The organism is Mycobacterium sp. (assembly GCF_035603715.1).
Classification (GTDB): Bacteria; Actinomycetota; Actinomycetes; order Mycobacteriales; family Mycobacteriaceae; genus Mycobacterium.
This window is the reverse complement of record NZ_DATNJW010000433.1, coordinates 1-10,828: the sequence shown is the minus strand read 5'-3', so window position 1 is coordinate 10,828 and position 10,828 is coordinate 1. Positions and strand designations below refer to the sequence as shown.

Sequence of the window (10,828 nt, the reverse complement as noted above, 5' to 3'; positions counted from 1 at the left end):
TGAGGTCGCGCGGGACATCGACGACGAGGTGCGCAAGCTCATCGAGGCCGCGCACACCGAGGCCTGGGAGATTCTCACCGAGTATCGCGACGTGTTGGACATCGTGGCCGGCGAGCTGCTGGAGAAAGAAACCCTGCACCGCGCCGAGTTGGAGGCGATCTTCGCCGACGTCGAAAAGCGGCCACGGCTAACGTTGTTCGACGACTTCGGTGGTCGCATCCCGTCGGACAAACCGCCGATCAAAACGCCTGGCGAGCTGGCCATCGAGCGCGGCGAGCCGTGGCCCAAGCCGGAGTCGGAGCCCGCTTTCAAGGCTGCCATCGCAGCGGCGACACGTGATGCCGCGCAGGCCGAGGCTGAGCGAACCACCAACGGCAACAACGGTTCTCATGGTGGCCCGCAGCAATCCACCCAACCCGATTACGGCGCCCCGGCGGGCTGGCACGCCCCGGGATGGCCACCGCCGCAACAATCGCCCGCGCAACAGCCGCCGGGTTACTGGTACCCGCCGCCCCTGCCGACGCAGCCGCCACCGCACTGGCCGGCGCCACCGCACCAGCACTCGGGCCAGCCCTACCCGCCGTATCCGCCGTATCCGCCGCCCGGTACACCGGCGCCCGAGGCCGCTGACCCCCCAGGTAGCGACCCGAGCCCGTCCAATCCGTCGACACACGGCTGAAACGAACGGAGTTCTGCGATGGTGCGGCCGAATTCTCACTCCGCGACCCTGAACGGACGAGTCTTCGATCAAGCGCGCGCCGAAGCCGCTGTCCGCGAGTTGCTCTGCGCGATCGGAGAAGATCCGGACCGGCACGGGTTGGTGGACACGCCGGCCCGCGTCGCCCGCAGCTACCGGGAGATGTTCGCCGGCCTCTACAGCGATCCGGATACCGTGCTGGACACTACTTTTGACGAACAGCACGATGAGTTGGTGTTGGTCAAAGAGATCCCGCTGTATTCCACCTGCGAACACCATCTGGTGGCGTTTCACGGTGTGGCTCATGTCGGATACATCCCCGGTCAGGACGGTCGGGTCACGGGTTTGTCCAAGATCGCCCGGCTGGTAGACCTGTACGCCAAGCGGCCACAAATCCAAGAGCGGCTCACCGCGCAGATCGCCGATGCTCTGATGCGCAAATTGGACCCGCGCGGTGTCATCGTCATCATCGAGGCCGAACACCTGTGCATGTCGATGCGGGGCGTCCGCAAGCCCGGAGCTGTCACCACGACCTCGGCCGTGCGTGGACAGTTCAAGTCCAACAACGCATCTCGAGCCGAGGCGCTCGAACTGATTCTGCGCAAGTGAGCACGACGCACGTCCAAGTCATGGGGGTGGTGAACGTCACCGACGACTCGTTCTCGGATGGCGGTCGCTACCTCGACGTCGATCGTGCTGTCGAGCAGGGTCTGGCGTTGGCCGCCGAGGGAGCGTCGATCATCGACGTCGGAGGCGAGTCGACCCGCCCCGGTGCGGTCCGCGTCGATCCGCGAGTCGAGACGGCTCGCGTGGTCCCTGTCGTCAAAGGGCTTGCGTCGCAAGGAATTACCGTCAGCATCGACACGATGCACGCTGGTGTGGCACGTGCCGCGCTGGAAAGCGGCGCATCGATGGTCAACGACGTGTCGGGCGGCCGCGCGGACGCCGCCATGGCGGGTCTACTCGTCGATGCCGATGTGCCGTGGGTGTTGATGCACTGGCGTTCGGTATCGGCCGATCGGCCGCATGAGTTGCCGGCCTATCGCGATGTGGTGGCCGAAGTACGCGCCGAACTCATGGCCTGTGTCGAGGACGCGGTCGCCGCTGGAGTCAATCCGTCGAAGCTGGTCGTCGACCCCGGCCTGGGATTCGCCAAGTCCGGCCAAGATAATTGGGCCTTGCTGCACGCGCTGCCGGAGTTAGTGGCCAGTGGCATCCCGGTGCTGGTCGGAGCGTCGCGCAAGCGCTTTCTCGGTAGCTTGTTGGCCGGCCCCGACGGTGTGGCACGGCCACCGGATGGCCGTGAGACGGCAACCGCGGTGGTGTCGGCGCTGGCCGCATTGCATGGCGCGTGGGGGGTGCGGGTACACGATGTGCGAGCATCGGTCGACGCCGTCAAAGTCGTCGAGGCGTGGACGCGAGCGGGGGCGGTGGGATCTGATGGCTGATCGAATCGAATTGCGCGGCTTGACCGTTCGCGGCCACCATGGAGTATTCGACCATGAGCGCGCCGGCGGTCAGGATTTCGTCGTCGACATCACCGTCTGGATCGACCTGGCGGACGCGGCTGCCAGCGACGACCTGGCTGACACCTACGACTACGGCGTGCTGGCCGAGCGTGCGGCGGCCGTCATCGCCGGTCCGGCTCGTAATTTGATCGAAACTGTCGCCGGCGAGATCGCCGAGGACGTCATGCAGGACACACGAGTGCACGCAGTGGAGGTGACAGTGCACAAGCCGCAAGCTCCGATTCCGCAGAGCTTCGACGATGTAGCCGTGGTGGCCCGCCGGTCACGGCGCGGCGGTCGGGGTCAGGTGGTCCCCGCGGCAGGTGCCCTATGACCCGCGTCGTCTTGTCGATCGGATCGAACCTCGGAGACCGGCAGGCCAGGCTGCAGTCGGTGCTCGACCGGCTGGGTGACACCGTGCAGGCGGTGTCGCCGGTGTACGAGACGGCGGCCTGGGGCGGCGTCGAGCAGGGCCCGTTCCTCAACGCGGTGCTGATCGCCGATGACCCGACGCTCGACGGACAAGGCTGGCTGCGCCTCGCCCAGGAAATGGAGGTCGCCGCGGATCGCGTCCGGGGGCAGCGGTGGGGCCCGCGGACCCTCGACGTGGACCTGGTCAGCTGTTATCTGACGTCGCTGGATGGAGATGGCGAGCTGTTCTCCCTCGACGACGGCCTGACCCTGCCGCATCCGCTGGCCCACCTGCGCGCCTTCGTGCTGATTCCGTGGCTGGCCGTGGACCCCGAGGCGACGTTGACGGTGTCGGGCGGAAAGCAGTCGGTGGCCAAGCTGCTTGCCGAGCTGGATGCCGCCGATCGCGCCGGCGTCCGGCGCACCGATGTGGTGCTCGTGCCGTACGCGTCGGAAAGCTGATGGGGCCCACCCGAAAACGGGACCTGACTGCCGCGGTGATCGGCACGGCGGCGGCGGGATACCTGGTGGTTGTGCTGCTCTACCGCTGGTTTCCGCCGATCACGATCTGGACGGGTCTGTCGCTGTTTGTGGTCGGCGTTGCCGAGGCCGGGTGGGGGCGCTACGTGCGAACCAAGATCAGCGACGGTGAGATCGGCGACGGACCCGGCTGGCTGCATCCCCTCGCGGTGGCGCGCAGCCTGGTCATCGCCAAGGCGTCGGCCTGGGTAGGAGCGCTGGCGCTGGGCTGGTGGGTCGGCGTACTGGTGTACATCTTGCCCCGGCGATCATGGCTCCGGGTGGCGAGCGCAGACACCGCCGGGACGGCGGTCGCGGCAATCAGCGCGCTGGCTCTGGTGATTGCTGGGCTGTGGTTGCAACACTGCTGCAAATCGCCGGGGGATCCGACCGAGAACGGCGAGGGCGCCGAAGGTTAGCGCGGGGCGCTCCGGCCGATTAGTCCAGGTGAGAAACGCCGGAGCACGGCGACACGCGGACTGAGCTCGGGCCGGTACATTTGGGCCATGACCGATCTGTCCCGCGGCGCCCGGGTGCGGCGCGGCGGCCGCAGACCGGGTTGGGTGCTGCTGACCACGTTGCTGGTGTTGGCGATCGGTGCCAGTTCTGCGCTGGTTTTCACCAGCAAAGTGGAGCTCCTCAAGCTTGCCGTGATCCTCGCTTTGTGGGCCGCCGTGGTTGCGGCGTTCGTCTCGGTGATCTACCGCCGGCAAAGCGACGTGGATCAGGCCCGGGCGCGGGACCTGAAGCTGGTCTACGACCTGCAACTGGACCGGGAGATCTCCGCCCGCCGCGAGTACGAGCTCACCGTCGAATCTCAGTTGCGCCGGGAGCTGGCCAGCGAGTTGCGCGCGCAGGCCTCCGACGAGGTGTCGGAGCTACGGGCCGAGCTGGCCGCGTTGCGCACGAACCTGGAGATCCTGTTCGACGCCGAGCTCAGCGAGCGTCCGGCGCTGGAGAGTGAACGCAAGCCCGTCCGGGGCTACAGCGAATGGGATCGCGACAACGAGAGCGCCCGCGAGCGGATCAACCGGGTCGCGTCGGTGCGGGCCGAAGAGCCGTCCCGGAGCACCGACGACTCGATCATCGACGTGCACGAGGAGCCGCTGATTCCTACTCCGCCAAGGCAGCCGGCGGCGGAGAGCTATCAGCAGGCGTACGTCCAGCAGCAGCCGCCCGCCGAGGCGTATCCGCCGGGGAAAAACCGGGCGCCGGAGGCACAGCAGGCACCGGAACCAGAACGCGGCGCCCATTGGCGTCAGAGCAACGACGCCGGACAGTCGGGCGCGTGGGCCGCGCCAGCGCCACCCACACCTGGGCCCGAGCGTCCGCAGGAAGGCCAAGGCTGGGCTCCACCGGACCGGCAACCGCAGCCCGGCGGTTGGGCCGCGTCGGGGGCATCGCCCACACCCGAGCGATTCGAGCCACCGCAGCGCCCGCGACGTTCACATCGGCGGGCTGAGGCGCCTCCGCAGCCGGAGCCGCAGTTCGCTCCGCCACCAGAGCCGCAGCCGCAGTTCGTCGCGCCGCCTCCGCAACCCGAGCCCCAATTCCAGCCGCAGCCTCCGCCACCCGAGGCGTCACCGCAACAGCCGCGGATTCCATGGCCGCCGCCCACGGAAGCGCCCCGCCGGCAAGAGCAGCCGGCCTGGCAGCCGGTCAGCTCCGAGGGACAGTGGCTGCCCCCTGGAGCGCCCGGAAGCAACTGGAACGCCAGCCAGACCGACGGCGCCGCGCCCTCGTGGGCCTACGACAACGCGCCGTCACGCGAGAGGGCATCGCATCGTTCCCCGGGCATCGGCGAACCGCCGTCCTCGCCGGTCGAACGCCGGGGACGGCATTCCAGCGGACCCGCCGAATCGTCGGCGGGCCAGGCCGACGAAGCCGCGGCCGAATGGGGCGAGTCGGGCCGTCGCGCGCGGTCCCGCCATTCCTCGGACTACCCCGACCCCGGCTTCGGCGGCTCAGCGACACCGGCGCCGGCGATGTCACCCCCTCCGCCACCGCCGCCTCCGCCATCGCCGCCGTCCTCGCTGGACAAGGAGCCGGCGATGTCGCCGCCCCCCAGCGCCCGTCATCGCAGCACCGACCCGTACTCCGAGACCGAGGAGCCGCCGTCTGGCGGCCAGTCGGTCGCCGAATTGCTGGCGCGGCTGCAGACCGCTCCGTCCGAGGGCGGCGGTCGTCGCCGTCGCCGCGAAGACTGAGGCGAATACCACAGCGTCGTAGCTGCGTCTTCGCGGTAGAGTCTTTACGACCGTCCGGTACCCGCTACGCGGGACTGGAACGAACCAAGAGAGTTGTGAGGGTCGTCTGCGATGGTGCAGTTCGACGGGTTGCGCCCCGCTCGGCTCAAGGTGGGGATCATCTCCGCAGGCCGCGTGGGAACCGCATTAGGTGTGGCGCTGGAACGCGTCGACCATGTCGTGGTTGCGTGCAGCGCCGTGTCCCGCGCATCGCGGCAGCGGGCCGAGCGCTGGCTGCCCGACACCCCCGTCGCTCCGGTGCCCGACGTCGCCGGAAGCGCCGAGCTTTTGCTGTTGGCCGTCCCGGACACCGAGCTGGCGGGCCTGGTGTCGGGCCTGGCTGCCACCTCCGCGGTGCCGCCGGGCACCATCGTCGCGCACACCTCCGGCTCCAACGGCATCGACGTGCTGTCACCGCTGAGCGCTCAGGACTGCATACCGATGGCCATTCATCCGGCCATGACTTTCACCGGATCCGACGAGGACATCTCCCGGCTGCCGGACACCTGCTTCGGGATCACCGCCGCCGACGAGGTCGGCTACGCGATCGCACAGTCCCTGGTGCTCGAGATCGGCGGCGAGCCGTTCCGGGTCCCCGAGGACGCACGCACGCTGTATCACGCCGCACTGGCGCATGCCGGCAACCACATCGTCACCGTTGTCGCCGACGCCCTGGATGCTCTGCGGTCCGCGCTGTCTGGCACCGAACTGCTCGGTCAACAACTCGTCGACAACCAACCCGGTGGCATCGCCGAGCGCATCCTGGGACCGCTGGCCCGTGCGGCACTGGAGAACACGCTGCAGCGCGGGCAGGCCGCGCTCACCGGACCGATCGCGCGCGGTGACGCCGGCGCCCTGGCCGGCCACCTCAGCGCGCTAGAGGCGGTCGATCCTCAACTGGCACAGGCCTATCGGGTCAACGCAATGCGGACCGCGCAGCGGGTGCACGCACCCGAGGACGTGCTCGAGGTTTTGGCGCGATGAGCATCCAACGGCCGCCGAAGTTCAATGCCGGCGAACTGAACGTCTACCCGAAACCCAGCGATGTCCGCGAGGTCAGCCGCGCGCTGCGCCGAACCGGTCGACGCGTGATGCTGGTGCCGACCATGGGCGCGCTGCACGACGGACACCTCGCACTTGTCCGCGCCGCCAAGCGGGTGCCCGGTTCGGTGGTGGTGGTGTCGATCTTCGTCAACCCGTTGCAATTCGGCGCCGACGAGGATCTGGACGCCTACCCGCGGGTTCTCGACGACGACCTGACGTTGTTGCGCGGTGAAGGAGTCGAAATTGCCTTCACCCCAAGCGCTGTCGCGATGTACCCGGACGGCCAGCGGACCACGGTGTACCCCGGTCCGCTCGGATCCGAGCTCGAGGGCTCGGCGCGACCCACCCATTTCGCCGGCATGCTGACCGTCGTCTGCAAGCTGCTGCAGATCGTGGCGCCCGACCGAATCTTCTTCGGTGAGAAGGACTATCAGCAACTGGTCCTGGTTCGCCAGATGGTCGCCGACCTCAACATCGACGTTCAGGTCGTCGGTGTGCCGATCGTGCGCGAGACGGATGGCCTGGCGATGTCGTCGCGCAACCGCTACCTCAACGCCGCGCAACGCGAGCTGGCCGGCATCTTGTCGGCGGCTCTGCTGGCCGGATCGCACGCCGCCCACGGTGGCGCGGATGAAGCGCTGCGCGCGGCCGGTTCGGTGCTGTCGGAGGTGCCCGCGATCGACGTGGACTACCTCGAAGTGCGCGACAGCGGGTTGGGGCCCGCCCCGGTCAGCGGTGCCGGACGCCTGCTGGTCGCGGCCCGGCTCGGCAAAACCAGGCTGCTCGACAACGTCGCAATTGAAATCGGAACTACCGTCGGCGCCGACGGGCGAGTGCCCGCCGTCGCGGCTGAATCCCTCGAATCACATTGGAGGAATTGATGTTACGAACGATGCTCAAATCGAAGATCCACCGGGCCACCGTCACGCAGGCCGACCTGCACTATGTCGGATCGGTGACGATCGACGCCGATCTGATGGACGCGGCCGACCTGCTCGAGGGCGAACAGGTGACGATCGTCGACATCGACAACGGCGCGCGGCTGGTCACGTATGCGATCACCGGTCAGCGCGGCAGCGGCGTGATCGGAATCAACGGCGCTGCAGCGCATCTCGTGCATCCAGGCGATCTGGTGATCCTGATCGCGTACGCCCAGATGGAAGACGCCGAGGCGCGCAGCTACCAGCCCAAGGTCGTCTTCGTCGACGCCGAGAACCGGGCGATCGATCTGGGCAACGATCCGGCGTTCGTCCCCGCCGACGCGGGCGAGCTGGTCTCGCCGCGATGAAGGACGCCTAATCGTGTTGCTGGCCATCGACGTCCGCAACACACATACCGTCGTCGGGCTCATCTCGGGCGCCAAGGAGCACGCGAAGGTCGCGCAGCAGTGGCGGATTCGCACCGAACCCGAAATCACCGCAGACGAACTCGCGCTGACACTTGACGGCCTGATCGGTGACGATTCGGATCAGCTCACCGGCGCGTCCGCACTGTCCACGGTGCCGTCGGTGCTGCATGAGGTGCGGCTGATGCTCGAGCAGTACTGGCCGAACGTGCCACACGTGCTGATCGAACCCGGTGTTCGCACCGGCATCCCGCTGCTGGTCGACAACCCAAAGGAAGTCGGAGCAGACCGAATTGTCAACTGTCTAGCGGCTTTTCAGAAGTATGGGACCGCGGCCATCGTGATCGACTTCGGCTCGTCGATCTGCGTGGACGTAGTGTCCGCCAAGGGTGAATTCTTGGGCGGCGCGATCGCGCCGGGTATACAGGTCTCCTCCGACGCCGCGGCGGCGCGCTCGGCCGCCCTGCGGCGGGTCGAGTTGGCCCGTCCACGTTCGGTGGTCGGCAAGAACACCGTCGAATGCATGCAGTCCGGTGCAGTGTTCGGGTTCGCCGGCTTGGTGGACGGCCTGGTGGGCCGGATCCGCGAGGACGTCGACGGGTTCGCCGGCGACGACGTCACGGTGGTCGCCACCGGACACACTGCCCCTCTGCTACTGGCCGAGCTGCATTCGGTCGATCACTACGACCAGCACCTGACCCTGCAAGGGCTGCGGCTGGTGTTCGAGCGCAACCGGGACAGCCAGCGCGGACGGCTCAAGACGGCACGCTGACTGCCCCGAAGGCTCGTCGCAGGGTTTCCTTTAAGCTGGCTGGTCGTGACCGCCGGCGACGCAGATATCCCCGAGCAGTTCCGGATACGCCGGGACAAACGCGCCCGCCTGGCGGCCGAGGGCCGCGACCCGTATCCCGTCGAAGTCGGGCGCACCCACACCCTGGCTCAGGTTCGCGCCGCATATCCCGACCTGCCGGCAGATTCGACCACCGGTGACATCGTCGCTGTTGCCGGCCGGGTGGTGTTCGCCCGCAACTCCGGCAAGTTGTGCTTTGCGACACTTCAAGAAGGCGACGGCACCCAGCTGCAGGTGATGCTCAGCCTGGCCAGCGTCGGCGAGCAAGCGCTGGAGGAATGGAAAGCCGACGTCGATATCGGCGACATCGTCAGCGTCCACGGAGAGGTGATCAGCTCGCGCCGCGGTGAGCTGTCCGTGCTCGGCGACAGTTGGCAGATGGCGTCCAAGGCGCTGCGACCGCTGCCGGTGGCCCATAAAGAGATGAGCGAAGAGTCGCGGGTGCGGCAACGCTACGTGGACCTGATCGTGCGTCCCCAGGCACGCACGATTGCCCGCCAGCGGATCGCGGTCGTTCGCGCAATACGGAATGCGCTGGAGCAACGCGGCTTCCTGGAAGTCGAAACGCCGATACTGCAGACTTTGGCGGGCGGCGCGGCGGCCCGCCCGTTCGTCACGCACTCCAATGCGCTCGACATCGATCTCTACCTGCGGATCGCCCCGGAACTGTTCCTGAAGCGGTGTGTCGTCGGTGGGTTTGACAAGGTGTTCGAACTAAATCGGGTGTTCCGAAACGAGGGATCCGATTCGACACATTCTCCTGAATTTTCCATGCTGGAGACGTATCAGGCGTATGGAACCTATGACGATTCCGCGGTTGTAACCCGCGAGCTTATTCAACAGGTGGCGGACGAGGCCATCGGTAGTCGACAACTCCCGCTACCCGACGGCAGCTTCTATGACATCGACGGAGAATGGGCGTCGATAGAAATGTATCCGTCACTATCGGCCGCTCTTGGCGAAGAGATCACACCAAACACCGGTGTCGATCGCTTGCTTGCTATCGCGGCTGGACTCGAAGTCGAAGTGCCCGCCGATCGCGGGTATGGACACGGTAAGTTGGTCGAGGAACTCTGGGAACACACCGTCGGAGCGGGGCTGACCGCGCCAACGTTTGTCAGGGATTTTCCGGTGGAGACAACCCCTTTGACCCGTCAGCATCGCAGCATCGCCGGTGTTACCGAGAAGTGGGATCTGTATATTCGCGGGTTCGAACTGGCCACCGGATATTCGGAATTGATCGATCCGGTGGTGCAGCGGGAAAGGTTCGCTGAGCAGGCCCGGGCCGCAGCCGCCGGCGACGACGAGGCGATGCTGCTCGACGAGGATTTTCTCGTTGCGCTCGAGCACGCTATGCCGCCGTGCACCGGAACCGGAATGGGTATCGATCGGTTGCTGATGGCTTTGACCGGCCTGTCAATAAGGGAAACAGTGCTATTTCCTATTGTGCGACCGCATAGCAACTGAGTGCCGCTGAGGTTTCGTATTGAATTACCCGTCTGGATATGGCAGATTGTGCGGCGGGGGCGGTCCGAGCACGTGTCTACTATGGCAAGTGTCTAAGAAGAAAGCAGAAGGCTCAGCCAATGGCGAAGAAAGTGACCGTCACTCTTGTCGATGATTTCGACGGCGAAGGTGCCGCCGATGAAACGGTCGAATTCGGCCTCGACGGCGTGACCTATGAGATTGACCTTTCGGCAAAGAATGCGACGAAACTCCGCAACGACCTGAAGCAGTGGGTTGAGGCCTCCCGCCGGGTCGGCGGTCGCAGGCGTGGACGGTCCAGCTCGGGCCGCGGCCGTGGAGCCATTGATCGCGAGCAGAGCGCGGCTATCCGGGACTGGGCCCGTCGCAATGGCCACAACGTGTCGACTCGGGGCCGTATCCCCGCCGACGTCATCGACGCATTCCACGCCGCGACCTAAACCGGAGCGCGGGATACGCGCTTTCGCTGGTGGCGAACTGATCGATCACCAAAGTTGGGCAACGATTCGTCGTTTTCCTGCGTTGCTCTGTTGCAACTGCGTTGTAGCCGGGCAGCTCCGCCATGGGGGTTCGGACCGCAAGGTAGGAAGCCCGGCCGGTCGCCCACTACAGTGGAAGGCAGGTACCGCGGTGTCGGCCCCTGTGCCGAGAATGACGAAGTACCGATGTGAGGGAGAGCAGGTAACCGCCAATGTTCGAACGTTTTACGGACCGTGCCCGCAG

At 66.7% G+C, this 10,828-nt stretch carries 11 protein-coding genes and 2 pseudogenes; all 13 read left to right on the top strand.

Annotated elements, in window-relative coordinates; translation table 11 throughout:
• Window positions 1-679, top strand: a pseudogene (locus VN856_RS18000) (cell division protein FtsH); the annotation flags it as partial.
• Window positions 680-697: 18 nt separating this feature from the next.
• Window positions 698-1,306 carry a GTP cyclohydrolase I FolE gene (gene folE / locus VN856_RS17995; protein WP_325691452.1) on the top strand — a complete coding sequence of 203 codons (609 nt, stop codon included), beginning with the start codon at window positions 698-700 and terminating at the stop codon, window positions 1,304-1,306.
• The gene (gene folP, locus VN856_RS17990) at window positions 1,303-2,145 is read left to right on the top strand and encodes a dihydropteroate synthase (protein WP_325691450.1); all 843 of its coding nucleotides are present in this window, start codon (window positions 1,303-1,305) and stop codon (window positions 2,143-2,145) included. The genes folE and folP overlap by 4 nt, the downstream gene beginning before the upstream one ends.
• Window positions 2,138-2,539 carry a dihydroneopterin aldolase gene (gene folB / locus VN856_RS17985; protein ID WP_325691448.1) on the top strand — a complete coding sequence of 134 codons (402 nt, stop codon included), beginning with the start codon at window positions 2,138-2,140 and terminating at the stop codon, window positions 2,537-2,539. Before folP ends, folB begins: the two co-directional genes overlap by 8 nt.
• Window positions 2,536-3,078, top strand: coding sequence for a 2-amino-4-hydroxy-6-hydroxymethyldihydropteridine diphosphokinase (gene folK, locus VN856_RS17980; RefSeq protein ID WP_325691446.1), 543 nt, complete (start codon window positions 2,536-2,538; stop codon window positions 3,076-3,078). The genes folB and folK overlap by 4 nt, the downstream gene beginning before the upstream one ends.
• Entirely contained in the window at window positions 3,078-3,554 is a 477-nt protein-coding gene (locus VN856_RS17975; RefSeq protein ID WP_325691444.1) for a DUF3180 domain-containing protein, read from the top strand. The genes folK and VN856_RS17975 overlap by 1 nt, the downstream gene beginning before the upstream one ends.
• A gap of 87 nt (window positions 3,555-3,641) precedes the next feature.
• A pseudogene (locus VN856_RS28905) lies at window positions 3,642-4,098 on the top strand (DUF6779 domain-containing protein); the annotation flags it as partial.
• Between the two features lie 1,355 nt (window positions 4,099-5,453).
• A complete protein-coding gene (locus VN856_RS17965) occupies window positions 5,454-6,365 on the top strand; it encodes a Rossmann-like and DUF2520 domain-containing protein (protein WP_325691440.1) in 912 nt (303 codons plus the stop codon).
• Entirely contained in the window at window positions 6,362-7,306 is a 945-nt protein-coding gene (gene panC, locus VN856_RS17960) for a pantoate--beta-alanine ligase (protein ID WP_325691438.1), read from the top strand. The genes VN856_RS17965 and panC overlap by 4 nt, the downstream gene beginning before the upstream one ends.
• The gene (gene panD / locus VN856_RS17955) at window positions 7,306-7,713 is read left to right on the top strand and encodes an aspartate 1-decarboxylase (RefSeq protein WP_325691436.1); all 408 of its coding nucleotides are present in this window, start codon (window positions 7,306-7,308) and stop codon (window positions 7,711-7,713) included. Before panC ends, panD begins: the two co-directional genes overlap by 1 nt.
• Window positions 7,714-7,726: 13 nt before the next feature.
• Window positions 7,727-8,542, top strand: coding sequence for a type III pantothenate kinase (locus VN856_RS17950; RefSeq protein ID WP_325691434.1), 816 nt, complete (start codon window positions 7,727-7,729; stop codon window positions 8,540-8,542).
• 39 nt (window positions 8,543-8,581) lie between these two features.
• Window positions 8,582-10,087: a lysine--tRNA ligase gene (gene lysS, locus VN856_RS17945; RefSeq protein ID WP_414686989.1), complete on the top strand. Its 1,506-nt coding sequence runs from the start codon at window positions 8,582-8,584 to the stop codon at window positions 10,085-10,087.
• Window positions 10,088-10,206: 119 nt separating this feature from the next.
• Window positions 10,207-10,545: a histone-like nucleoid-structuring protein Lsr2 gene (gene lsr2, locus VN856_RS17940; RefSeq protein WP_285185623.1), complete on the top strand. Its 339-nt coding sequence runs from the start codon at window positions 10,207-10,209 to the stop codon at window positions 10,543-10,545.
• The last annotated feature ends 283 nt before the right edge of the window (window positions 10,546-10,828 follow it).

What these genes read in the sequence shown, in the direction of transcription:
- folE (WP_325691452.1), top strand. Translation starts at nt 698, where the DNA reads ATGGTGCGGCCGAATTCTCACTCCGCGACCCTGAACGGACGAGTCTTC.
- folB (WP_325691448.1), top strand. Translation starts at nt 2,138, where the DNA reads ATGGCTGATCGAATCGAATTGCGCGGCTTGACCGTTCGCGGCCACCAT.
- folK (WP_325691446.1), top strand. Translation starts at nt 2,536, where the DNA reads ATGACCCGCGTCGTCTTGTCGATCGGATCGAACCTCGGAGACCGGCAG.
- VN856_RS17975 (WP_325691444.1), top strand. Translation starts at nt 3,078, where the DNA reads ATGGGGCCCACCCGAAAACGGGACCTGACTGCCGCGGTGATCGGCACG.
- VN856_RS17965 (WP_325691440.1), top strand. Translation starts at nt 5,454, where the DNA reads ATGGTGCAGTTCGACGGGTTGCGCCCCGCTCGGCTCAAGGTGGGGATC.
- panC (WP_325691438.1), top strand. Translation starts at nt 6,362, where the DNA reads ATGAGCATCCAACGGCCGCCGAAGTTCAATGCCGGCGAACTGAACGTC.
- panD (WP_325691436.1), top strand. Translation starts at nt 7,306, where the DNA reads ATGTTACGAACGATGCTCAAATCGAAGATCCACCGGGCCACCGTCACG.
- lsr2 (WP_285185623.1), top strand. Translation starts at nt 10,207, where the DNA reads ATGGCGAAGAAAGTGACCGTCACTCTTGTCGATGATTTCGACGGCGAA.